At 59.2% G+C, this 23,704-nt stretch carries 26 protein-coding genes; 1 reads left to right on the forward strand and 25 read right to left on the reverse strand.

From position 1 onward, the window contains the following. Window positions 1-5 precede the first annotated feature (5 nt). From rpsE to rpsL, 23 genes are all read right to left on the reverse strand, one after another. Window positions 6-575 carry a 30S ribosomal protein S5 gene (rpsE, locus tag ACR9ZQ_RS18045; protein WP_007812885.1) on the reverse strand — a complete coding sequence of 190 codons (570 nt, stop codon included), beginning with the start codon at window positions 573-575 and terminating at the stop codon, window positions 6-8. Window positions 576-705: 130 nt separating this feature from the next. Then, a complete protein-coding gene (gene rplR, locus ACR9ZQ_RS18050) occupies window positions 706-1,068 on the reverse strand; it encodes a 50S ribosomal protein L18 (RefSeq protein ID WP_003573785.1) in 363 nt (120 codons plus the stop codon). 12 nt (window positions 1,069-1,080) lie between these two features. Further along, window positions 1,081-1,614: a 50S ribosomal protein L6 gene (gene rplF, locus ACR9ZQ_RS18055; RefSeq protein ID WP_007812882.1), complete on the reverse strand. Its 534-nt coding sequence runs from the start codon at window positions 1,612-1,614 to the stop codon at window positions 1,081-1,083. A 41-nt stretch (window positions 1,615-1,655) separates the two neighbouring features. Then, complete coding sequence (rpsH, locus tag ACR9ZQ_RS18060) at window positions 1,656-2,054, reverse strand: 30S ribosomal protein S8 (protein WP_004674934.1); 399 nt, start codon at window positions 2,052-2,054, stop codon at window positions 1,656-1,658. Between the two features lie 12 nt (window positions 2,055-2,066). Then, window positions 2,067-2,372 carry a 30S ribosomal protein S14 gene (rpsN, locus tag ACR9ZQ_RS18065; RefSeq protein ID WP_007812880.1) on the reverse strand — a complete coding sequence of 102 codons (306 nt, stop codon included), beginning with the start codon at window positions 2,370-2,372 and terminating at the stop codon, window positions 2,067-2,069. Between the two features lie 32 nt (window positions 2,373-2,404). Beyond that, window positions 2,405-2,962 (reverse strand): 50S ribosomal protein L5, encoded by a 558-nt coding sequence (gene rplE / locus ACR9ZQ_RS18070; protein WP_007812878.1) that lies wholly within the window; start codon window positions 2,960-2,962, stop codon window positions 2,405-2,407. Beyond that, a complete protein-coding gene (gene rplX, locus ACR9ZQ_RS18075; protein ID WP_037106636.1) occupies window positions 2,955-3,263 on the reverse strand; it encodes a 50S ribosomal protein L24 in 309 nt (102 codons plus the stop codon). The genes rplE and rplX overlap by 8 nt, the downstream gene beginning before the upstream one ends. A 12-nt stretch (window positions 3,264-3,275) precedes the next feature. Beyond that, the gene (gene rplN / locus ACR9ZQ_RS18080; RefSeq protein WP_003573790.1) at window positions 3,276-3,644 is read right to left on the reverse strand and encodes a 50S ribosomal protein L14; all 369 of its coding nucleotides are present in this window, start codon (window positions 3,642-3,644) and stop codon (window positions 3,276-3,278) included. A gap of 261 nt (window positions 3,645-3,905) precedes the next feature. After that, window positions 3,906-4,145 carry a 30S ribosomal protein S17 gene (gene rpsQ / locus ACR9ZQ_RS18085; protein ID WP_007812872.1) on the reverse strand — a complete coding sequence of 80 codons (240 nt, stop codon included), beginning with the start codon at window positions 4,143-4,145 and terminating at the stop codon, window positions 3,906-3,908. A 12-nt stretch (window positions 4,146-4,157) separates the two neighbouring features. Then, on the reverse strand, window positions 4,158-4,358 hold the full coding sequence (rpmC, locus tag ACR9ZQ_RS18090; RefSeq protein ID WP_007812871.1) for a 50S ribosomal protein L29: 201 nt from the start codon (window positions 4,356-4,358) through the stop codon (window positions 4,158-4,160). 12 nt (window positions 4,359-4,370) lie between these two features. After that, entirely contained in the window at window positions 4,371-4,784 is a 414-nt protein-coding gene (rplP, locus tag ACR9ZQ_RS18095) for a 50S ribosomal protein L16 (RefSeq protein ID WP_003573792.1), read from the reverse strand. A gap of 38 nt (window positions 4,785-4,822) precedes the next feature. After that, window positions 4,823-5,557: a 30S ribosomal protein S3 gene (gene rpsC / locus ACR9ZQ_RS18100; RefSeq protein WP_007812868.1), complete on the reverse strand. Its 735-nt coding sequence runs from the start codon at window positions 5,555-5,557 to the stop codon at window positions 4,823-4,825. Beyond that, window positions 5,557-5,946, reverse strand: coding sequence for a 50S ribosomal protein L22 (gene rplV, locus ACR9ZQ_RS18105; RefSeq protein ID WP_007812866.1), 390 nt, complete (start codon window positions 5,944-5,946; stop codon window positions 5,557-5,559). The genes rpsC and rplV overlap by 1 nt, the downstream gene beginning before the upstream one ends. A 2-nt stretch (window positions 5,947-5,948) precedes the next feature. Beyond that, window positions 5,949-6,227 carry a 30S ribosomal protein S19 gene (gene rpsS, locus ACR9ZQ_RS18110; RefSeq protein WP_007531666.1) on the reverse strand — a complete coding sequence of 93 codons (279 nt, stop codon included), beginning with the start codon at window positions 6,225-6,227 and terminating at the stop codon, window positions 5,949-5,951. Between the two features lie 15 nt (window positions 6,228-6,242). Further along, window positions 6,243-7,079: a 50S ribosomal protein L2 gene (rplB, locus tag ACR9ZQ_RS18115; RefSeq protein WP_310382995.1), complete on the reverse strand. Its 837-nt coding sequence runs from the start codon at window positions 7,077-7,079 to the stop codon at window positions 6,243-6,245. 10 nt (window positions 7,080-7,089) lie between these two features. Then, on the reverse strand, window positions 7,090-7,383 hold the full coding sequence (locus tag ACR9ZQ_RS18120) for a 50S ribosomal protein L23 (RefSeq protein ID WP_007812862.1): 294 nt from the start codon (window positions 7,381-7,383) through the stop codon (window positions 7,090-7,092). Further along, window positions 7,380-8,000 carry a 50S ribosomal protein L4 gene (gene rplD / locus ACR9ZQ_RS18125; protein WP_007812861.1) on the reverse strand — a complete coding sequence of 207 codons (621 nt, stop codon included), beginning with the start codon at window positions 7,998-8,000 and terminating at the stop codon, window positions 7,380-7,382. The genes ACR9ZQ_RS18120 and rplD overlap by 4 nt, the downstream gene beginning before the upstream one ends. 13 nt (window positions 8,001-8,013) lie before the next feature. Next, window positions 8,014-8,655: a 50S ribosomal protein L3 gene (gene rplC / locus ACR9ZQ_RS18130; RefSeq protein WP_007812859.1), complete on the reverse strand. Its 642-nt coding sequence runs from the start codon at window positions 8,653-8,655 to the stop codon at window positions 8,014-8,016. A gap of 33 nt (window positions 8,656-8,688) precedes the next feature. Beyond that, window positions 8,689-8,997 (reverse strand): 30S ribosomal protein S10, encoded by a 309-nt coding sequence (gene rpsJ / locus ACR9ZQ_RS18135; protein ID WP_003547547.1) that lies wholly within the window; start codon window positions 8,995-8,997, stop codon window positions 8,689-8,691. Between the two features lie 307 nt (window positions 8,998-9,304). After that, a complete protein-coding gene (gene tuf / locus ACR9ZQ_RS18140) occupies window positions 9,305-10,480 on the reverse strand; it encodes an elongation factor Tu (RefSeq protein ID WP_113323818.1) in 1,176 nt (391 codons plus the stop codon). A 66-nt stretch (window positions 10,481-10,546) separates the two neighbouring features. Continuing rightward, on the reverse strand, window positions 10,547-12,646 hold the full coding sequence (gene fusA, locus ACR9ZQ_RS18145; RefSeq protein WP_481428470.1) for an elongation factor G: 2,100 nt from the start codon (window positions 12,644-12,646) through the stop codon (window positions 10,547-10,549). Window positions 12,647-12,675: 29 nt separating this feature from the next. Continuing rightward, window positions 12,676-13,146, reverse strand: coding sequence for a 30S ribosomal protein S7 (gene rpsG / locus ACR9ZQ_RS18150; RefSeq protein ID WP_007817128.1), 471 nt, complete (start codon window positions 13,144-13,146; stop codon window positions 12,676-12,678). A 106-nt stretch (window positions 13,147-13,252) separates the two neighbouring features. Continuing rightward, entirely contained in the window at window positions 13,253-13,624 is a 372-nt protein-coding gene (gene rpsL / locus ACR9ZQ_RS18155) for a 30S ribosomal protein S12 (protein WP_003547537.1), read from the reverse strand. Window positions 13,625-14,120: 496 nt separating this feature from the next. Between rpsL and ACR9ZQ_RS18160 the strand changes: the two genes are divergently transcribed. Then, complete coding sequence (locus ACR9ZQ_RS18160; RefSeq protein WP_007817126.1) at window positions 14,121-14,414, forward strand: hypothetical protein; 294 nt, start codon at window positions 14,121-14,123, stop codon at window positions 14,412-14,414. Between the two features lie 538 nt (window positions 14,415-14,952). Here the strand turns inward: ACR9ZQ_RS18160 and rpoC are convergent. Together rpoC and rpoB are read right to left on the reverse strand one after the other, a co-directional pair. Beyond that, complete coding sequence (rpoC, locus tag ACR9ZQ_RS18165; protein WP_113325480.1) at window positions 14,953-19,164, reverse strand: DNA-directed RNA polymerase subunit beta'; 4,212 nt, start codon at window positions 19,162-19,164, stop codon at window positions 14,953-14,955. A 190-nt stretch (window positions 19,165-19,354) separates the two neighbouring features. Further along, window positions 19,355-23,497, reverse strand: coding sequence for a DNA-directed RNA polymerase subunit beta (rpoB, locus tag ACR9ZQ_RS18170; RefSeq protein WP_481428471.1), 4,143 nt, complete (start codon window positions 23,495-23,497; stop codon window positions 19,355-19,357). Window positions 23,498-23,704 lie beyond the last annotated feature (207 nt).

Genomic DNA, 23,704 nt, shown 5'->3' on the forward strand with positions numbered 1-23,704 from the left:
TCCTCTTATTCTTCAGAGGCGTTGCCAGAAGCGGCACGGCGAGCCTGGAGCGTAGCATACTTGATGCCGCGCTGAGCTGCGATGTCCTTCGGGTGAACCTGGTGCTTCAGAGCGTCGAAGGTAGCGCGAACCATGTTGTAGGGGTTCGACGAACCGGTCGACTTGGCGACGACGTCGTGAACGCCGAGCGTTTCGAAAACGGCGCGCATCGGACCGCCGGCGATGATACCGGTACCGACCTTGGCCGAGCGCAGCAGAACCTTGCCGGCGCCATGACGGCCATGAACGTCGTGATGCAGCGTACGGCCGTCACGCAGCGGTACGAAGATCAGTTCGCGCTTGGCTGCTTCGGTTGCCTTGCGGATGGCTTCCGGCACTTCGCGTGCCTTGCCATGGCCGAAGCCTACGCGGCCCTTCTGGTCGCCGACGACGACGAGTGCTGCGAAACCAAAACGACGGCCGCCCTTGACGACCTTGGCGACGCGGTTGATCGCGACAAGCTTGTCGACGAATTCGCTATCGCGCTCTTCGCGGCTCTGGCGGTCTTCCCGCTGCGGCCTTCTTTCCTGTGCCATTGTCCTCTTCCTTTTTCTTTTCCGGGTGCAATCGGCAAACAAAATGAGGACCGCATCGGCTTCCTCTGGGGAACGATTTGCGGTCCGGTGAAATCCGGCCGAAGACTATGAAAGCTTCGGCCGGAAACTATTAGAAGGTCAGACCGCCTTCGCGGGCTGCATCTGCCAGGGCCTTGATGCGGCCGTGATAGATGAAGGCGCCACGGTCGAATACGACCTCGGTGACGCCTGCCTTCGAAGCGCGCTCTGCAACAAGCTTGCCAACGAGGGCAGCTGCTGCGGTGTCAGCACCGGTCTTCAGAGAACCGCGCAGATCCTTGTCGAGCGTCGATGCAGCGGCAAGGGTCTTGCCGGCAACATCGTCGATAACCTGAGCGTAAATGTTCTTCGACGAGCGATGAACCGACAGGCGCGGACGGCCATTGGCCACCGACTTGAGATGACGGCGCACGCGGTTGGCACGACGTGCAAGTGCTTCTTTCCTGCTAGCCATTTCGCGTGATCCTTACTTCTTCTTGCCTTCTTTGCGGACAATCCGCTCTTCGGCATACTTGACGCCTTTGCCCTTGTAGGGCTCCGGACCGCGGTATTCGCGGATCTCGGCGGCGACCTGACCGACCTGCTGCTTGTTGATGCCGGTGACGACGATTTCCGTCGGCTTCGGTACAGCGATCGTGATGCCCTGCGGCGGTTCGTAGACCACGTCGTGGCTGAAACCAAGCGCCAGCTGCAGGTTCTTGCCCTGCAGGGAGGCACGGTAACCAACGCCGTTGATTTCGAGCTTGCGCTCGAAGCCGTCCTTAACGCCCTTGAAGATGTTTTCGATCATCGTGCGGGACATGCCCCACTTCGAACGAGCTTCCTTCGTCTGGGACAGCGGCGTTACGACGACCGCATTGTTTTCGAGCTTGAGGCTGATTTCGTCGTTTGCGACGAAAAACAGCTCGCCCTTCGGGCCCTTAGCAGTAACCTTCTGGCCATCGACCGTAGCCGTGATCCCAGCAGGTACCTGAACGGGCTTCTTACCGATACGAGACATGTTTCAATCCTGTCTGTTCGCTATGGAGACCCTGCGCTGTCTTAGAAGACAGAGCAGAGAACCTCGCCACCAACGTTCTGTTCGCGAGCCTGGTGATCGGCCATCACGCCCTTCGGGGTCGAAAGGATGGTGATGCCGAGGCCGTTCGCGACCTGCGGAATGGACTTGACCGAGACATAAACCCGGCGGCCCGGCTTGGACACACGGCCGATCTCACGGATCACCGATGCGCCTTCATAGTACTTCAGTTCGATGTTCAGTTCGGACTTGCCGTTGCCGAAATCGACGACGGAGTAGCCACGGATGTAGCCTTCGGACTGGAGGACATCGAGAACACGTGCACGGAGCTTGGAAGCAGGCGTCGAAACCGACGACTTGCGACGCGAAGCGCCGTTGCGGATACGGGTGAGCATATCGCCCAACGGATCAGTCATTGTCATCTAACCTGCTCCTTACCAGCTCGACTTGACGATGCCCGGCACCTTGCCGAGATTGCCCAGTTCGCGCAGCGCGATACGCGACATACGCAGTTTACGGTAATAAGCGCGCGGACGACCGGACACTTCGCAACGGTTGCGAATGCGGGTCTTCGATCCGTCACGCGGCAGGGATGCCAGCTTGATCGAGGCCTTGAACCGCTCTTCGATCGGAAGAGCCTGGTTCATGATGATCGCCTTCAGGGCAGCACGCTTGCCGGCCTGGTTTGCGACCGTATTACGGCGGCGCTTGTTCTTTTCAACTGCGCTTGTCTTCGCCATGTCAGGTTCCTTTTCTACGCTCGTCGTTACGGTTACTGACGGAACGGGAAGCTGAACTCCGTGAGGAGCGCCCGAGCTTCGTCGTCGGTCGTTGCCGTCGTGCAAACGATGATGTCCATGCCCCACATCTGATCAACCTTGTCGTAGTTGATTTCTGGGAACACAATGTGCTCCTTGATGCCCATGGCGAAGTTGCCACGGCCGTCAAAGCTCTTCGGGTTCAGGCCGCGGAAGTCGCGAACGCGCGGAAGCGCGATGTTGACCAGGCGATCCAGGAACTCGTACATGCGGGCGCCGCGCAGGGTGACCTTTGCGCCGATCGGCATGTTTTCGCGGACCTTGAAGCCAGCGATAGAGTTACGTGCGCGGGTGATGACCGGCTTCTGGCCAGCGATCGCAGCCAGGTCGGCAGCAGCAACGGTCGGCTTCTTAGAATCAGCCGTGGCTTCGCCCACACCCATGTTGATAACGATCTTGTCGAGCTTCGGGATCATCATCTCGTTGGCGTAGGAGAACTTCTCCTGCATCGCCTTACGGATCCGCTCGACATATTCCTTCTTGAGCCGCGGCTCGTACTTTGCCTCAGCCATCGATCACTTCTCCCGAACGCTTAGCCACGCGGACCTTCTTGCCGTCAACAACCTTGAAGCCGACGCGGGTCGGCTTGCCGTCCTTGTCGACGATGGCGACGTTGGACAGATGGACCGAAGCTTCCTTGGAAATGATCCCAGCTTCCTGGGTCTGCGTCTGACGCTGGTGGCGCTTTACGACGTTAACGCCGCGAACCACGGCGCGATCTTCCTTCGGCAGGACCTGGATGACTTCGCCAGTGCGGCCCTTGTCCTTACCTGCGAGCATGACGACCTTGTCGCCCTTACGAATCTTCTGCATCGTTCCCGCTCCTTACAGTACTTCGGGAGCCAGCGAGATGATCTTCATGTGGTTCTTCGCACGCAATTCGCGCGGAACCGGTCCGAAGATACGGGTGCCGATCGGCTCTTTTTTGTTGTCGATGAGGACTGCTGCGTTGGTGTCGAAGCGGATGACAGAGCCATCCGGACGACGGATGTCCTTGGCGGTGCGAACGACAACCGCCTTCATCACGTCACCCTTCTTCACTCGGCCGCGCGGAATAGCTTCCTTGATCGAAACGACGATGACGTCGCCGATCGAGGCATACTTGCGCTTCGAGCCGCCCAGCACCTTGATGCACATGACACGACGTGCGCCGGAATTATCCGCGACGTCGAGGTTTGTTTGCATCTGAATCATATCAGGTCGCCTTCTTGTTCTTACCGGAATGGTTGGGCAAAGCCCCCTCTTCCGGCTTATGAAAAATGTCTGCCGGCCGCTCGTCACAAGGACAGCGAAAACACGGCAATAGCTTGAATAGCGCGGGATAGATCGTTGCCAGGGTGGTTTCCCAGATGGGACCTTCCGTGCGCTTAAAGCAAAAGAACGCCCGGCATTCGAGCGTTCCGACGCTGCTTCATATAGAAATTTCCGCGAGACGCAAGGCCTCGCGCAAAATTCTTACTTAGCCTGGGCAGCAATAACCGTCCAGCGCTTGTCCTTGGAGATCGGTGCGCACTCCTCGATGGAGACGATATCGCCGATCTTGTACTGATTGTTTTCGTCGTGGGCCTTGTACTTCTTGGAACGACGAACGGTCTTCTGGAGCAGCGGGTGAGCGAAACGGCGCTCAACGCGAACTACGACAGTCTTCTCGTTCTTGTCGCCAACGACGACGCCCTGCAGAATGCGCTTCGGCATGTTTTTCTTCCTTTACGCCTTTGCTTCCGCCGCCTTCTGGCGAGCAATGGTTTTCACGCGGGCGATGTCCTTGCGAACTTCATCGATGCGCGAGGACTTTTCGAGCTGGCCGGTCGCCTTCTGGAAGCGCAGGTTGAACTGCTCCTTCTTCAGGTCGGCAAGCTTGTCCTTGAGCTGGTCGGCCGTGAGGCCGCGTACTTCTTCGGCTTTCATCGTGCCTTCTCCTTACTCTGCGATGCGCTGTACAAAGCGCGTCTTGACCGAGAGCTTGGCCGAGCCGAGGCGAAGCGCTTCACGCGCGATTTCCTCGGAGACACCGTCGATCTCGAACATCATACGACCAGGCTTGACCTTGCATGCCCAGTATTCCACGGAACCCTTACCCTTACCCATACGGACTTCGGTAGGCTTTGCGGTTACCGGAACGTCCGGGAACACGCGAATCCAAACACGGCCGGCGCGCTTCATGTAACGCGTGATCGCGCGGCGGGCCGCTTCGATCTCACGAGCGTTAACGCGGTTCGGCTCCTGAGCCTTCAGGCCGAATTCGCCGAAGGCAAGGTCGGAACCGCCCTTGGCAACGCCCTTGATGCGGCCCTTGAACTGCTTGCGGTACTTAGTACGCTTTGGCTGCAACATTTTCTTACTTCTCCGAGCTTATCTTTCGCCAGCGCTAATTACGCGTTGTCGCGTTCGCGGCGACGATCGCCACGGTCGCGTTCGCGGCTTGCCGGGCCCTGTGCGTCGCCTTCCAGCGCGCGGCGTTCGGAAGCCATCGGATCGTGCTCAAGGATTTCGCCCTTGAAGATCCAGACCTTGATGCCGCAGATACCGAATGCGGTTTCGGCTTCAGCCGTACCGTAGTCGATGTCAGCGCGCAGGGTGTGCAGCGGAACGCGGCCTTCGCGGTACCATTCCGTACGAGCGATTTCTGCACCGCCGAGACGGCCTGCGCAGGTGATCTTGATGCCTTCGGCGCCAAGACGCATCGCGGACTGAACGGCGCGCTTCATGGCGCGGCGGAAAGCCACGCGGCGCTCGAGCTGCTGGGCGATCGACTGAGCAACGAGCGTTGCGTCGATTTCCGGCTTGCGCACTTCAACGATGTTGAGGTGCGTTTCGGAGTTCGTCATTTCCGACAGCTTCTTGCGGAGCTTGTCGATGTCGGCGCCCTTGCGGCCGATGATCAGGCCCGGACGGGCCGAGTGGATCGTGACGCGGCACTTCTTGTGCGGACGCTCGATGACCACCTTGGAGATACCGGCCTGCTTCAGTTCGCTCATGACGAACTTACGCATCTTCAGGTCTTCGTGCAGGAGCTGACCGTATTCGGCATTGTCCGCAAACCAGCGGCTATCCCAGGTACGGTTGATGCCAAGACGGAAACCAATCGGATTGATTTTCTGACCCATTATGCGGCCTCCTCTTGTGCCTGCACTTCACGAACGACGATCGTCAGGTGAGCGAACGGACGTTCGATGCGCGATGCGCGGCCACGGCCACGAGCGTGGAAGCGCTTCATGACAATCGACTTGCCGACATAGGCCTCGGCGACGACGAGAGCGTCGACGTCGAGGTCATGGTTGTTCTCGGCGTTGGCGATCGCAGATTCGAGCGTCTTCTTGACGGCGCCTGCGATGCGCTTGCGGGAGAATTCCAGCTCAGCGAGTGCACGCTCGACCTTCTTGCCGCGGATGGCCGCAGCAACCAGGTTGAGCTTCTGTGGGCTGACGCGGAGCGTACGGGCGACTGCTTGCGCCTCGTTGTCCTTCAGCCGGCGTTCGGCTTTAGCCTTACCCATCGTTACTTCCTCTTTGCCTTCTTGTCCGCGCCGTGACCGTAATAGGTACGGGTCGGAGAGAATTCACCGAATTTGTGACCGACCATGTCTTCATTGACACTGACCGGAACATGCTTGCTGCCGTTGTAGACGCCGAAGGTGAGACCAACGAACTGCGGCAGGATCGTGGAGCGACGGCTCCAGATCTTGATTACTTCTGCACGTCCGCCTTCACGAACCTTCTCAGCCTTCTTGAGAAGATAGCCGTCAACAAACGGACCTTTCCATACTGAACGAGCCATTGAGGACTTCCTCTCTTACTTCTTACGCTGATGACGCGAGCGCATGATCATCTTGTCGGTCGACTTGTTCGACCGGGTGCGCTTGCCCTTGGTCGGCTTGCCCCACGGAGAAACCGGGTGACGACCACCAGAGGTGCGGCCTTCACCACCGCCGTGCGGATGGTCGACCGGGTTCATGACGACGCCGCGGTTATGCGGACGCTTGCCGCGCCAAACAGTACGACCGGCCTTGCCGTCGTTGATGTTGGCATGGTCAGGGTTCGACACCGCACCGATCGCAGCAAGGCAGGTGCCATGCACGAGGCGCTGTTCGCCCGAGTTCAGGCGAAGGATAGCCATGCCCTGGTCACGGCCGACGAGCTGCGCGTAGGAACCGGCAGAGCGGGCAATCTGACCGCCCTTGCCCGGCTTCATTTCCACGTTGTGGATGATGGAGCCGACCGGGATGTACTGCAGCGGCATCGTGTTGCCGGGCTTGACGTCGACAGCCTTGTCGGAAGCGATGACCTTGTCGCCGGCAGCGAGACGCTGCGGAGCGAGGATGTAGGCCTGTTCGCCGTCGGAGTAGCGGACGAGCGCGATGTAAGCCGTGCGGTTCGGGTCGTATTCGATACGCTCAACGGTGCCTTCGACGTCGAACTTGCGACGCTTGAAGTCGATGATGCGATACGTACGCTTGTGACCGCCGCCGATGAAGCGGGCCGTGATGCGGCCGAGGTTGTTACGACCGCCGCTCTTGGTCAGACCTTCCGTCAGCGACTTGACCGGCTTGCCCTTATAGAGGCCCGAACGGTCGACGATGACCAGCTGGCGCTGGCTCGGGGTCGTCGGATTGAATGTTTTCAATGCCATTTTTTTATCCTCAGAGACCGGTGGAGACGTCGATCGTCTGGCCTTCGGCCAACGTCACGACAGCCTTCTTCACGTCCTGCTGCTTGCCGACAAAACCGCGGAAACGCCGGGTCTTGCCCTTGCGCAGCAGAGTGTTGACGGCGGTAACCTTGACGCCGAAGAGCGCCTCGACTGCAGCCTTGATTTCCGGCTTAGTCGCCTTCTTGGCGACATTGAAAACAACCTGGTTGTTTTCCGATACCAGCGTGGACTTTTCGGTGATCGCAGGAGAAACGATCACATCGTAGTGGCGGAGATCGGTCACTTGAATCGCTCCTCTAGCGCTTCAACGGCAGCCTTGGAAAGCACGAGCTTGCCGCGGCGGACGATGTCGTAAACGTTGATGCCCTGGATCGGCAGAACATCGATGTTCGGGATGTTCTGTGCAGCGAGCTTGAAGTTACCGTCGAGCTCGGCGCCGCCGATGAAGAGGGCATTGGTGAGGCCCAGCGTTGCGAATACGCCGGCCAGAGCCTTCGTCTTTGCTTCGTTGGCGACCAGATCATCGATGATGATCAGTTCGTCTGCCTTGATCTTGGCAGACAGCGCATGACGCAGGCCAAGTGCACGAACCTTCTTGGGAAGGTCGTGTTCGTGGCTGCGAGCAACCGGGCCGTGAGCCTTACCACCGCCGCGGAACTGCGGAGCACGAGCCGAATGGTGACGAGCGCGGCCCGTACCCTTCTGCTTGTACATCTTGGCGCCAGTGCGCCAGACGTCTGCGCGGCCCTTTGCCTGGTGCGTGCCCTGCTGCTTCTTGGCAAGCTGCCAGCGGATAACGCGGGCGAGAATATCTTCGCGGGGCTCAAGGCCGAAAATCGCTTCCGAAAGGGAAACCTTCCCAGCGTCTTTTCCCTCGAGGGTCTTGACGTTCAATTCCATTGGTCTGGCTCCCTTACTTCGCTGCCGACTTGACGGCGTCGCGCACGATGATCCAGGCACCCTTGGAACCGGGTACTGCACCCTTAATCAGGATCAGACCGCGATCTTCATCGGTCGAAACCACTTCAAGGTTCTGCGTCGTCACGCGCGTCTGGCCCATGTGACCAGCCATCTTCTTGTTCTTGAAAACCTTGCCCGGATCCTGGCGCGAACCCGTCGAACCATGCGAGCGGTGCGAAACGGACACACCGTGCGTGGCGCGGAGACCGCCGAAACCGTGGCGCTTCATAGCGCCGGCAAAGCCCTTACCAATCGTCGTGCCGGTGACATCGACGAGCTGGCCAGCGGCAAAGTGACCAGCCTTGAGCTCGGTACCAACATCAAGCAGATGGTCTTCCGAAACGCGGAATTCCTGAAGCTTGGCCTTGGGCTCAACGTTAGCGACGGCAAAGTTGCCGCGCATGGCCTTGGACGTGTTCTTGACCTTGGCCTGGCCAGCACCGAGCTGAAGCGCGGTATAGCCATTCTTTTCTACGGTGCGCTGGGCTACGACCTGGCAGCCTTCCAAACGCAGTACCGTTACCGGGACATGCTCGCCGGCGTCGTTGTAGACGCGGGTCATTCCCACCTTCTGTGCAATTACACCTGAACGCATCGGTTCAATCCTTCCAACTCAGCTCGAGCAAGCTCAGAGCTTGATCTCAACATCGACACCTGCGGCGAGATCGAGCTTCATCAGCGCGTCTACCGTCTGCGGGGTCGGATCTACGATGTCGAGCAGGCGCTTATGCGTGCGCATCTCGAACTGTTCGCGACTCTTCTTGTCGATGTGCGGGGACCGGTTGACCGTAAACTTCTCGATGCGGGTCGGAAGCGGAACGGGGCCCCGGACGCTAGCACCGGTGCGCTTCGCCGTCGACACGATCTCGCGCGTGGAAGCATCGAGAATCCGGTGATCGAACGCCTTCAGGCGAATGCGGATATTTTGGCCGTTCATTCGACGTTATCCTTGTGTTTGTTTTTCCACATGTCTTTAGGCAAGACACGGGTTGTTCTTTCTTCCTAAGGCGGACCACCGGTTTCAAAGATCGAGAGAGACGCCTGTTACGGCACCCCTATCCACTCTTCAGGGCCTTTTGACCCACCTTATTGTTTGTTTAGTCGCCGCTTCGTCATCCAAAGCGTTACGCAAATCGCGCTCGCGCGCCATTTGCAACATTTCTGTGTAATAAGCAAGCGGCTTGCGCCGCCTGCATCATAATAATGTCATCGAATCGGCTGCCCCACCGGAGCAGCCGAATGAATTACTCGATGATCGAAGCAACGATGCCTGCACCGACGGTGCGGCCGCCTTCGCGGATAGCGAAGCGAAGCTTTTCTTCCATCGCGATCGGAACGATCAGCTCGACGTCAACGGTGACGTTGTCGCCAGGCATAACCATTTCCGTGCCTTCCGGAAGCGTGACGATGCCGGTCACGTCCGTCGTGCGGAAGTAGAACTGCGGACGGTAGTTCGTGAAGAACGGCGTATGACGGCCGCCTTCTTCCTTCGTCAGGATGTAGGCTTCAGCCTTGAACTTCTTGTGCGGCTTGACAGAGCCCGGCTTGCACAGGATCTGGCCACGCTCGACGCCGTCACGGTTCACACCGCGAACCAGAGCGCCGATGTTGTCGCCAGCCTGGCCCTGATCGAGCAGCTTGCGGAACATTTCAACGCCGGTCACCGTCGTCTTCGAAGTCGGACGAATGCCGACGATCTCGACTTCTTCGCCAACCTTGACGATACCGCGCTCGACGCGGCCGGTCACAACCGTACCACGGCCAGAGATCGAGAACACGTCTTCGATCGGCATCAGGAACGGCTGGTCGATCGGACGCTCAGGCGTCGGGATGTAGGCGTCAACTGCAGCCATCAGCTCGCGGATCGCGTCTTCACCGATCTTCTTGTCAGAATCTTCAAGAGCAGCAAGTGCCGAACCCTTGACGACCGGGATGTCGTCGCCCGGGAAGTCGTAGGACGACAGAAGTTCGCGAACTTCCAGCTCGACGAGCTCGAGAAGCTCGGCGTCGTCAACCTGGTCGACCTTGTTGAGAAACACGACGATTGCCGGAACGCCAACCTGGCGGGCGAGCAGGATGTGCTCGCGCGTCTGCGGCATCGGGCCGTCAGCAGCAGAGCAGACCAGGATCGCGCCGTCCATCTGCGCAGCACCGGTGATCATGTTCTTGACATAGTCAGCGTGGCCGGGGCAGTCGACGTGCGCGTAGTGGCGGGCCGGCGTCTCGTATTCGACGTGAGCCGTCGAAATGGTGATGCCGCGTGCCTTTTCTTCCGGGGCAGCGTCGATCTGGTCATACGCCTTGAATTCACCGAAATACTTCGTGATCGCTGCCGTCAGAGACGTCTTGCCGTGGTCAACGTGGCCGATCGTGCCAATGTTGACGTGCGGCTTGTTGCGCTCAAACTTACTCTTTGCCATTTTCGGCTCTCCATTCTTTGGCCCCGAGGGACGCTAATTCTTGTTATCGGTCAATTGGTATTCCGGTCACTTCTGACCGGAATACTTTGCCTGGATTTCGGTTGCGACGTTCGACGGGACCGGCGAGTAATGATCGAAGGTCATCGTGTACTGAGCACGACCCTGCGACATGGAGCGCAGGTTATCGACGTACTTGAACATGTTAGCCAGCGGGACGTTGGCGTTGATGACAACGGCCACACCGCGGCTTTCCTGACCCTGGATCTGACCACGGCGGGAGTTGAGGTCGCCGATAACGTCGCCGACGTAATCTTCCGGGGTAACGACTTCGACCTTCATCATCGGCTCGAGGAGCTGAGCGCCGGCCTTCTTTGCCGCTTCACGGAAGCAAGCGCGGGAAGCGATTTCGAACGCCAGGACAGAGGAGTTGACGTCATGGAAGGCGCCGTCGATGAGCGTCGCCTTGACGCCCAGCATCGGGAAGCCTGCCAGCGGGCCGGAAGACAGAACGCTTTCGATACCCTTCTGAACGCCCGGGATGTATTCCTTCGGAACAGCACCGCCGACGATCTTGGATTCGAACTTGAAGTCTTCACCATCCGGGTTCGGTTCGAAGACGATCTTGACGCGCGCGAACTGGCCGGTACCACCGGACTGCTTCTTGTGCGTGTAGTCTTCTTCGTGCTGGCGCGTGATGGTTTCGCGGTAAGCAACCTGCGGCGCGCCGACGTTTGCTTCAACCTTGAACTCACGACGCATGCGGTCGACGATGATGTCGAGATGCAGTTCGCCCATGCCGGCAATGATCGTCTGACCGGACTCCTGATCCGTCTTCACGCGGAAGGACGGATCTTCTGCTGCCAGGCGGTTGAGCGCGAGGCCCATCTTTTCCTGGTCGCCCTTGGACTTCGGCTCGATAGCGATCTGGATGACCGGCTCCGGGAACTCCATGCGCTCAAGGATAACCGGCTTCAACGGGTCGCAGAGCGTGTCACCCGTGGTGGTTTCCTTGAGACCTGCGAGAGCAACGATGTCGCCTGCAAAGGCTTCTTCGATGTCTTCGCGCGAGTTGGAGTGCATCTGCAACATGCGGCCGACGCGCTCGCGCTTGTCCTTGACCGTATTCATGACCGACGAGCCCTTTTCCAGCTTGCCGGAGTAGATGCGTGCGAAGGTGAGCGAACCGACGAAGGGGTCGTTCATGATCTTGAATGCGAGCATGGACAGCGGCTCGGCATCATCTGCATGACGCTCGATTTCGGCTTCGGTCTTGAAGTCGATGCCCTTGATCGCCGGAATATCAAGCGGCGACGGCAGGTAATCGACAACGGCGTCGAGCAGCGGCTGGACGCCCTTGTTCTTGAAGGCGGTGCCGCAGAACATGGGGTGGAACTTGACGTCGATCGTGCCGCGACGAACGAGTTCGCGGATCTTGTCGTTGTCGGGCATGTTGCCTTCTAGGTAGGCTTCCATCGCGGCTTCGTCGATCTCGACAACGGTCTCGATCAGCTTTTCGCGATATTCTTCAGCCTTGGCCTTCATGTCGTCCGGAATTTCAACGACATCCCACTGAGCGCCGAGGGATTCGTCGCGCCAGATGAGAGCGTTCATCTCGACGAGGTCGATAACGCCCTTGAAGTCACTTTCAGCGCCGATCGGCAGCTGCATGACGACAGCGATCGCACCCAGACGGGTCTTGATCATCTCGACCGAGCGGTAGAAGTCCGCGCCGGTCTTGTCCATCTTGTTGCAGAAGATCATGCGCGGAACGTTGTACTTCTCAGCCTGACGCCAGACGGTTTCCGTCTGCGGCTCGACACCGGCGTTGGCATCGAGCAGCGCGATGGCGCCGTCGAGAACGCGAAGCGAACGCTCGACTTCAATGGTGAAGTCGACGTGGCCGGGGGTGTCGATGATGTTGAAGCGGCGCATTTTGCCGTCACGGCCCTTCCAGTAGGTCGTGGTGGCAGCGGAGGTGATCGTGATGCCACGCTCCTGCTCCTGCTCCATCCAGTCCATCGTGGCTGCGCCATCGTGGACTTCGCCGATCTTGTGCGACTTGCCGGTGTAATAAAGGATACGCTCGGTGGTCGTGGTCTTGCCGGCGTCGATATGCGCCATGATACCGAAATTGCGGTAGTCTTCGATCTTATATTCGCGAGCCATAATGGACTGCCTTTCGATATCGTTCGGGATTACCAGCGATAATGCGAGAACGCGCGGTTGGCATCAGCCATCTTGTGCGTGTCTTCGCGCTTCTTGACTGCAGAACCGCGGTTGTTGGATGCGTCGAGAAGTTCGCCCGAAAGACGATCGATCATGGTGGTTTCGTTGCGCTTGCGAGCGGCAGCGATCAGCCAGCGAATGGCAAGAGCCTGACGGCGCTCCGGACGAACATCGACCGGAACCTGATAGGTCGCACCACCGACGCGGCGCGAACGGACTTCAACGTGCGGAGCGATATTGTCGAGCGCGGAATGGAAAACCGTGAGCGGCTCCTGCTTCGACTTGCCCTGCACGGAGTCAAACGCGCCGTATACGATGCTTTCAGCGACGGACTTCTTGCCGTCGAGCATGATGGCGTTCATGAACTTCGTGACGACGAGGTCACCGAACTTCGGGTCCGGATTGATCTCGCGCTTTTCTGCTTTATGGCGTCTGGACATACTTCTCGTCTCTTTAACCGTTAAGGCGCTCTACCACGCGGAGGACTTCGCGCAGCGCCGGGATTTCACTTTCAAGCCTTTCCGGGCGATATCGCCCGGGGCGAAATTACTTCGGACGCTTCGCACCGTACTTGGAACGGCGCTGCTTGCGGTTCTTGACACCCTGAGTATCGAGAACGCCGCGGATGATGTGGTAACGGACGCCCGGAAGGTCCTTTACGCGGCCGCCACGGATCATGACGACAGAGTGTTCCTGAAGGTTGTGGCCTTCACCGGGGATGTAACCAATGACTTCGAAGCCGTTGGTGAGGCGGATCTTTGCGACCTTACGCAGAGCCGAGTTCGGCTTCTTCGGCGTCGTAGTGTAGACGCGGGTGCAAACGCCGCGCTTCTGCGGGTTCTCCTGGAGAGCGGGAACCTTATTACGCTTTACGTTCGCCTGGCGAGGCTTGCGGATCAGCTGGTTTACGGTAGGCATTCAACCATCCCTTACGTTTGTCTCAGTACCCTTGCGGGCTCGAACTTCGCCGTTTCCGGCATTGCCACACATATTTCCCTCAATGCGCAAAATATGGCCCGATCCGCTTCCGCAGATGGACCACATAGAGCAGAGGACGCAAAAAAGATGCGTCATGCGTGCAGCATCATGACTTCAACGTGCGTATAGAACCTTGTTTGAGGCGATCTTCAGGACGCGTCGTCCCAAACAGCCAAACCTCACATTGGATCTGATGGCGGGCGTACTACTGGTTTCCACCCTGTTCGTCAAGGCCGGTTAAGAAATAATCTCCGCGCCGACGGCATGAAAACCCCTGTGAACAGGCTGTTTACAGGCTCTTTAAGCCGGTTAAAGATACCCGGCAAGATAAACTTGGGCATTGCAGCAAAAACAGATAGGAATCGGTATTTGCAGACATGAAGCCCTTATATGGGATCTGCATATTGCGATTCTCAGAGAGCCGAAGGACAAGAAGATGATCGGGACACCGGACAACGACAACAATTTCGACGGACCGATGATCTTCATCATCATCGGCAAGGGCTATGAATCCGACACGAGCGAGGGCGTTGACCTGCACGTCATGCTGAAGGCCGCCGATGACGATAGCGCCGTGCGCGAAGCATTAAACGCCCTTGCCGAGGAAGGCTTCATCGAAGCCGATCTCGACCAGATCGGCATGTTGACCGAAGTTCCCTCCGATGAACCGCATGCCTCTGCCTATCAGGGTGCCCTGGACGGTGAAGTCTCGATCATCCGCTTCAGCTAAGCCCATATATGCTTCAGCTAAGCCTATATATAAAGAATAGAGCCTGCGCGTCGGTGCAGGCTGAGTCCTCCTCCCTCACCCTCTTCATTTTGCCGATATTAACGAGGTAGCGAGCGAGCGGCGGTTCCCGCGATAGCGTCGCCAGTGGCCTCAGCAAGTTCGACACCCGCCTCTTGCACACATCAAACTGCACACCGCGGTGGCAGTTCGTCTGCGTTCAGGCATCTTCTGCCGACCCTTCGATATCGACCTCCGTTCGAGGTGGCCGGCGGCTTCGTTTGCCGGCATCAACCTTCCCGACACGGTATTTGCGAGACCGAAACTCCCGACGGTCCGAGTATCTGCACGCATTGCGATCGTCAGTAACTCGGCTGAGCAACGCAGGATGAATGGAAGCATCGCCGTTTGCTTTGGGTCCTGCGTTCTGCCGCCATCGGGACAACAGCGCGACAACGATCTCCCAACGACCTTCCGGACAAAGAAAAACCGCCCGGATTTCTCCGGGCGATTTTGGATTCTGGATGTCTCGAACTGGCGATTACTCGGCAGCAGGAGCGCTTTCGTTCGCCAGGTCCTGCAGCATCGGCGTTGCGGCCCCTGCCCCGGAGCCCTTGCGGCGCTCTTCCAGTATCAGGTCGTCGCGAGCCGTCGCAATGCGGCGGATCTGGGTCATGGTGCCACCGGTACCCGCCGGGATCAGGCGGCCGACGATGACGTTTTCCTTCAGACCCTGCAGACCGTCGGTCTTGCCGGCGATCGCAGCTTCCGTCAGCACCTTGGTCGTTTCCTGGAAGGAAGCGGCCGAGATGAAGGACGGCGTCTGCAGCGATGCCTTGGTGATGCCGAGCAGAACCGGATCACCGCTGGCAGGCCTCTTGCCTTCCTCGATGAGGTGGTCGTTGACGTCTTCCAGCTCGATACGGTCGACATTGTCGCCGACGATATAGGTCGAGTCGCCTGCATCGGTGATTTCCACCTTCTGCAGCATCTGACGGACAATCACTTCGATGTGCTTGTCGTTGATGACAACGCCCTGCAGACGATAGACTTCCTGGATTTCGTTGACGAGGTAGGAAGCCAGAGCCTCCACGCCCTTGATCGCCAGGATGTCGTGCGGAGCCGGGTTACCGTCGAGGATGTAGTCACCCTTTTCTATATAGTCGCCTTCCTGAAGGTGGAAGGGCTTGCCCTTCGGGATCAGGTATTCGACCGGCTCGACACCGTCTTCCGCCGGCTCGATGATGACGCGGCGCTTGTTCTTGTAATCGCGGCCGAGGCGGATCGTACCATCGATCTCTGCGATGATGGCGTGGTCCTTCGGACGACGGGCTTCGAACAATTCTGCGACGCGCGGCAGACCACCGGTGATGTCCTTGGTCTTGGCGCTTTCCAGCGGCGAGCGGGCAAGAACGTCACCCTGGGAGACCTTCGTGCCCGGCTCGACCGACAGGATCGCGTCGACCGAAAGCAGGAAGCGGGCTTCGCCGCCACGGGAGAGCTTCGCGACATTGCCGCTTGCGTCCTTGATGACGATGGCAGGCTTCAAGTCCGAACCGCGCGGGGTCGAACGCCAGTCGATAACCTGACGCTTGGTGATACCCGTGGATTCGTCGGTCGCTTCGAGAACGGAGAGGCCGTCGACGACATCTTCGAACTGAACCGTACCGGCTACTTCCGTCATCATCGGACGGGTGTAGGGATCCCACTCCGCCAGACGCTGACCGCGCTTGACCTTGTCACCTTCATCGACATGCAGCTTCGAACCGTAGGCAACACGCTGCGAGGAACGCTCCACGCCACGCTCGTCCAGGATCTGGACGGTCATGTTACGGCCCATGGCAACGAGATTGCCATCGGAGTTGCGCAGGATGTTGCGGTTCTTGATCTGCACCGTACCTTCATACGAGGCTTCCAGGAACGACTGGTCGACCACGGTTGCCGTGCCACCAAGGTGGAACGTACGCATGGTGAGCTGCGTGCCCGGCTCGCCGATCGACTGGGCGGCGATAACGCCGACGGCTTCGCCCATGTTAACAGGCGTACCGCGCGCGAGGTCGCGGCCGTAGCAAACCGAGCAGACGCCCGTCTGGATTTCGCAGGTCAGCGCCGAACGAATACGGATCGACTGGATACCAGCCTTCTCGATCTCGACGACGTCGGGCTCGAGGATCATCTTGCCGGCATCGACGATACGCTCGCCGGTAACCGGATGGTCGATGTTGTCGAGGGCCGTACGGCCGAGGATACGGACACCGATCGAGGCAACGACCTGACCGGCATCGACGATGGCGGTCATGGTGAGGCCGGTTTCGGTACCGCAATCGACGTGCGTGACGATGCAATCCTGCGCGACGTCGACAAGACGGCGGGTCAGGTAACCGGAGTTTGCGGTCTTCAAGGCGGTGTCTGCCAGACCCTTACGGGCACCGTGCGTCGAGTTGAAGTACTCGTTGACGGTCAGGCCTTCCTTGAAGTTCGAGATGATCGGCGTCTCGATGATTTCACCCGACGGCTTGGCCATGAGGCCGCGCATGCCGCCCAGCTGACGCATCTGGTTCGGAGAACCACGAGCGCCCGAGTGGGACATCATGTAGATCGAGTTCATCGGCTTCTGACGACCAGTCGCCGGATCGAACTCGACAGCCTTAATGCGGGCCATCATCTCTTCGGCGACCTTTTCGGTAGCCTTACCCCAGGCGTCGACAACCTTGTTGTATTTTTCGCCCTGGGTGATGAGACCGTCGTTGTACTGCTGTTCGTATTCCTTCACCAAGTTTTCGGTGTCGTTGACGATCTTGGCCTTGGTGTCCGGGATGACCATGTCGTCCTTGCCGAACGAAATGCCGGCGCGGCAGGCATGGCTGAAGCCGAGCTGCATGATGCGGTCACAGAATATGACCGTGTCCTTCTGGCCGCAATGACGGTAGACCGCGTCGATCATCCTGGAGATGTTCTTCTTGGTCATTTCCTGGTTGCAGATATCGAAGGTCACCTTGCCGTTCTTCGGCAGGAGTTCACCGATGAGCAGACGGCCCGGCGTCGTTTCATAGATCTTCGAGTAGGGCTTGCCGTCCTCGCCGATCGACTTGAAGCGGCCGCGAATCTTGGTGTGCAGCGTCACGACCTTGGTTTCGAGGGCGTGGTGCAGCTCGCCGAGATCGGAGAAGGCCATGCCTTCGCCCGGCTCGTTCTGGTTCATGATCGACAGGTAGTACAGGCCGAGAACCATGTCCTGCGACGGAACGATGATCGGTGCACCGTTTGCCGGGTGCAGGATGTTGTTCGTCGACATCATCAGAACGCGAGCTTCGAGCTGGGCTTCGAGCGACAGCGGCACGTGAACAGCCATCTGGTCACCGTCGAAGTCGGCGTTGAAGGCCGTGCAGACGAGCGGGTGCAGCTGGATGGCCTTGCCTTCGACCAGGGTGGGTTCGAAGGCCTGGATGCCCAGGCGGTGCAGCGTCGGTGCGCGGTTCAGCAGAACCGGATGCTCGCGGATGACCTCGTCGAGGATATCCCAGACTTCCGGCTTTTCCTTTTCGACGAGCTTCTTGGCCTGCTTGACGGTCGAAGAATAACCCTTCGCGTCGAGGCGGGCGTAGATGAACGGCTTGAAGAGCTCGAGCGCCATCTTCTTCGGAAGACCGCACTGATGCAGCTTCAGTTCCGGACCGGTCACGATGACCGAACGGCCGGAATAGTCGACGCGCTTGCCGAGCAGGTTCTGACGGAAGCGGCCCTGCTTGCCCTTGAGCATGTCGGACAGCGACTTCAGCGGACGCTTGTTGGCGCCGGTGATGACGCGGCCGCGACGGCCGTTATCGAAGAGCGCATCGACAGATTCCTGCAGCATGCGCTTTTCGTTACGGATGATGATGCCCGGAGCGCGCAGTTCGATCAGGCGCTTCAGACGGTTGTTACGGTTGATGACGCGGCGGTACAGATCGTTCAGGTCAGACGTCGCGAAACGACCACCGTCCAGAGGAACCAGCGGGCGCAGGTCCGGCGGGATGACCGGAACGACCTTCATGATCATCCATTCCGGACGGTTGCCGGATTCCATGAAGTTCTCGACGATCTTCAGGCGCTTCATCAGCTTCTTCTGCTTGAGGTCCGAAGTGGTATCGGCAAGCTCGGAGCGCAGGTCGCCAGCGATCTTTTCAAGGTTCATCGACGCCAGCATCTCATAGATGGCTTCGGCACCGATCATGGCCGTGAACTGGTCTTCACCATATTCGTCGACGGCAAGCATGTACTCTTCTTCGGACAGGAGCTGGTGCTCCTTGAGCGCGGTGAGACCCGGCTCGGTCACAATGTAGTTTTCGAAATAGAGGACGCGCTCGACATCCTTCAGCGTCATGTCGAGCAGCGTGGAGATGCGGCTCGGCAGCGACTTCAGGAACCAGATATGGGCAACGGGAGCGGCGAGCTCGATATGGCCCATGCGCTCACGGCGAACGCGCGACAGCGTGACTTCCACGCCGCACTTTTCGCAGATGATGCCCTTGTACTTCATGCGCTTGTACTTGCCGCACAGGCACTCGTAGTCCTTGATCGGTCCGAAGATGCGCGCGCAGAAGAGACCGTCGCGTTCCGGCTTGAACGTGCGGTAGTTGATGGTTTCCGGCTTCTTGATCTCGCCGTAGGACCAGGAAAGAATCTTCTCCGGAGAGGCGATCGAAATCCGGATGGAATCGAAGTTCTGTGCAGGCACCTGCGGATTGAAAAGATTCATGACCTCTTGGTTCATGCCTGTCTCCTTCATGGGCGAAAGCGCCCTTAGCTTGCGAGGTTGGCGGCAAATTCCCGGGAGCCGCGCCAGCGCTTAAACGACAATAACCGCAGAATGCGGCGAAAGCGTCCCTGCCCGGCCAACACGTTACGGGGCCTCGGCGGGAACTGTGTGCGCTCTTTTGAAGAGCGCACACCCTATCAAGTGGTTACTCGGCTGCGTCCGGCAGCTGGCCTGCAGCCTGCAGGTCCTCGACCTTGGAATTTTCGAGCTCGACCGAGAGACCCAGCGAGCGCATTTCCTTGACGAGAACGTTGAAGCTTTCCGGAATGCCGGCCTCGAACGTGTCGTCGCCACGGACGATCGCTTCGTAGACCTTGGTGCGGCCGGCAACGTCGTCCGACTTCACCGTCAGCATTTCCTGCAGCGTGTAGGCTGCGCCGTAAGCTTCGAGCGCCCAGACCTCCATTTCGCCGAAGCGCTGGCCGCCGAACTGCGCCTTGCCGCCCAGCGGCTGCTGGGTAACGAGCGAGTACGGGCCGATCGAACGAGCGTGGATCTTGTCGTCGACCAGGTGGTTGAGCTTCAGCATGTAGATGTAGCCAACCGTGACCTGGCGGTCGAACTGCTCGCCGGTACGACCGTCGTACAGCGTCGACTGACCTGTGTCCTTGAGACCTGCAAGGCGCAGCATCTCATTGACGTTCTCTTCGTTCGCACCGTCGAAGACCGGGGTCGCGATGGAGACGCCACGCTTCCACTGATCGGCCAGACGCAGGACCGAGTCATCGTCGAAATCCTTGACCTGTTCGGCCTTCGGACCGTCACCGACAACGTCGCCGATCGTCTTGCGCAGCGGTTCGATGTTGCCGTTGGCCTTGTAGGCCTCCAGCATATCGCCGATCTGACGACCCATGCCGGCGCAAGCCCAGCCAAGGTGCGTCTCAAGGATCTGGCCGACGTTCATGCGCGAGGGCACGCCGAGCGGGTTCAGAACGACGTCCACATGCGTACCGTCTTCCAGGAACGGCATGTCTTCGACCGGCACGATGCGCGACACGACACCCTTGTTGCCGTGGCGGCCGGCCATCTTGTCGCCCGGCTGGATCTTGCGCTTAACAGCGACGAAGACCTTGACCATCTTCATGACACCCGGAGGCATTTCGTCGCCGCGCTGGACCTTTTCGACCTTGTCCATGAAGCGCTGTTCAAGGCGCGACTTGGATTCATCGTACTGGCCGCGGAGTGCTTCGAGCTCGCTCTGGACCTTTTCGTCTTCGACGGCGAACATCCACCACTGCGAGCGGGGATATTCGGAAACGACGGCATTCGACAGCTCGGTGCCCTTCTTGAAGCCCTTCGGGCCTGCAATGGAGGACTGGCCGCGCAGCATGTCGATCAGACGGCCGTAGACGTTACGGTCGAGGATCGCCTGCTCGTCGTCGCGGTCCTTTGCCAGACGCTCGATCTCTTCGCGCTCGATAGCCATCGCGCGCTCGTCCTTTTCAACGCCGTGGCGGTTGAAGACGCGCACTTCGACGATCGTGCCGTAGGTGCCGGGCGGCATGCGCATGGACGTATCACGGACGTCGGATGCCTTTTCACCGAAGATGGCGCGCAGGAGTTTTTCTTCCGGCGTCATCGGGCTTTCGCCCTTCGGCGTGATCTTGCCGACCAGGATATCGCCCGGCTGAACTTCGGCGCCGATATAGACGATGCCGGCTTCGTCGAGGCTCTTCAGCGCTTCTTCCGAAACGTTCGGAATGTCGCGGGTGATTTCCTCAGGACCAAGCTTGGTGTCGCGCGCCATCACTTCGAATTCTTCGATGTGGATGGAGGTGAACACGTCGTCGGCAACGATGCGCTCGGAGAGCAGGATCGAGTCTTCGTAGTTGTAGCCGTTCCAGGGCATGAACGCGACGAGCGCGTTGCGGCCGAGAGCCAGGTCGCCGAGATCGGTCGACGGGCCGTCGGCGAGGATGTCGCCGCGGTTGACCTCGTCACCGACGGTGACCAGCGGACGCTGGTTGACGCAGGTGTTCTGGTTCGAACGCTGGAACTTCTGCAGGCGGTAGATATCGACGCCGGACTTGCCGGCTTCGAGGTCTTCCGTGGCGCGGATAACGATACGCGTCGCATCGACCTGGTCGACCACACCACCGCGGCGCGCGCCGATGGCGGCGCCGGAGTCGCGGGCGACGACCGGCTCCATGCCGGTACCGACGAACGGCGCTTCAGCGCGCAGAAGCGGAACGGCCTGACGCTGCATGTTCGAGCCCATGAGAGCGCGGTTGGCGTCGTCGTTTTCCAGGAACGGGATGAGAGCGGCTGCGACCGAAACGACCTGCTTCGGCGAAACGTCCATCAGGTTCATGCTGTCGCGCGGGGCGAGCATAACTTCGCCGGCGTGACGGCAGACGACGAATTCATCGACGAAGGAACCGTCCGACGTCAGTTCGGCGTTGGCCTGGGCAACATAGTACTTCGCCTCTTCCATGGCGGAAAGGTATAGTACGTCAGTCGTGACCTTGCCATCGACGATACGACGGTACGGGCTTTCGATGAAACCGTACTTGTTGACGCGCGCAAAGGTCGCCAGCGAGTTGATCAGACCGATGTTCGGGCCTTCCGGCGTTTCGATCGGGCAAATACGGCCGTAGTGCGTCGGATGAACGTCGCGGACTTCGAAGCCGGCGCGCTCGCGGGTCAGACCACCAGGGCCAAGAGCCGAGAGACGGCGCTTGTGGGTGATTTCCGAGAGCGGGTTGACCTGGTCCATGAACTGCGAGAGCTGCGAGGAACCGAAGAATTCGCGGACGGCTGCAGCAGCCGGCTTGGCGTTGATCAGGTCCTGCGGCATGACCGTGTCGATTTCGATCGAGGACATGCGTTCCTTGATCGCGCGCTCCATGCGAAGCAGGCCGAGACGGTACTGGTTCTCCATCAGCTCGCCAACCGAGCGGACGCGGCGGTTGCCAAGGTTGTCGATGTCGTCGATCTCGCCCTTGCCGTCGCGCAGTTCGACAAGCATCTTGACCACGGCCAGGATGTCGTCCTTGCGCAGGATGCGGACGGTGTCTTCGACGCTGAGGTCAAGACGCATGTTCATCTTCACGCGGCCGACGGCGGAGAGGTCGTAACGCTCCGCATCGAAGAACAGCGAGTTGAACATGGCTTCGGCCGAATCCATCGTCGGCGGTTCACCCGGACGCATGACGCGGTAAATGTCGAACAGAGCGTCCTGACGGTTCTCGTTCTTGTCTGCGGTCAGCGTGTTGCGGATGTAGGCGCCGACATTGATGTGATCGATGCCGAGAACCGGGATCTCGTCGAAATGGTTGGCGAGGATGATGCCGAGCGTCTTCTCGTCGATTTCGTCGCCGGCTTCGAGATAGATCTCACCCGTCGAGTAGTTGACGATGTCTTCGGCGAGGTAGTTGCCGTACAGATCGTCGTCCGTCGCCTTGAGTGCCTTCAGGCCCTTGTCGGAGAGCGTGCGAAGCAGGCGTGGCGTGAGCTTCTTGCCGGCTTCAACAACGACTTCGCCGGTATCGGCGTCGACCATCTCGGTGATCGCCTTTGCACCCTTCAGCGTTTCCGGCTTGAAGGGAATGCGCCAGCCTTCACCGTCGCGCTTGTAGAGCGACTTCGTGTAGAAGGTGTCGAGGATTTCCTCGCCGTCCATGCCGAGGGCCATCAGCAGCGACGTCACCGGAATCTTGCGGCGGCGGTCGATACGGGCATAGACGATGTCCTTGGCGTCGAATTCGATATCGAGCCAGGAGCCGCGATACGGGATCACGCGCGCAGCAAAGAGCAGCTTGCCGGAAGAATGGCTCTTGCCCTTGTCGTGATCGAAGAAGACGCCCGGCGAACGGTGCATCTGGGACACGATCACGCGCTCGGTGCCGTTGACGATGAACGTACCGTTATTCGTCATGAGCGGCATGTCGCCCATGTAGACGGACTGTTCCTTGATGTCCTTGATCGACTTCGCGCCGGTATCCTCGTCGATATCGAACACGATGAGACGGAGAGTAACCTTCAGCGGCGCGGCGTAGGTCAGGTCGCGCTGGCGGCATTCGTCGACGTCGAACTTCGGCGGTTCGAATTCATAGGACACGAACTCCAGCATGGAGGCGCCGGAGAAGTCGGTGATCGGGAAAACGGACTTGAAGACGGCCTGAAGACCTTCGTCGGGACGACCGCCCTTGGGCTCTTCAACCATCAGAAACTGGTCGTAGGATGCCTTCTGAACCTCGATGAGGTTCGGCATTTCTGCGACTTCGGGGATTTTACCAAAAAACTTGCGTACGCGCCTGCGACCATTGAACGTAAGGGTCTGAGCCATCGTCGCTCCTTCAAAAATTGCATCCGGGCCTGCAACGGACGGGAACCGATGGCCAGTCGATCCCGTCAACCAATGGATAGTTCAACCTCGTCCCACCTCCCGAAACAGCCAGGCCGGATTGCCTTGGCGCCTCGGTTCGAGACCATGCTCTTGAAGAACCCATTACCCAAAAGCCGTTTTCACGCGGCTTTTGGGTAATTCGTTCAA

The sequence above is a fragment of the Rhizobium sp. KNZ14-9A genome (genome assembly GCF_056755015.1).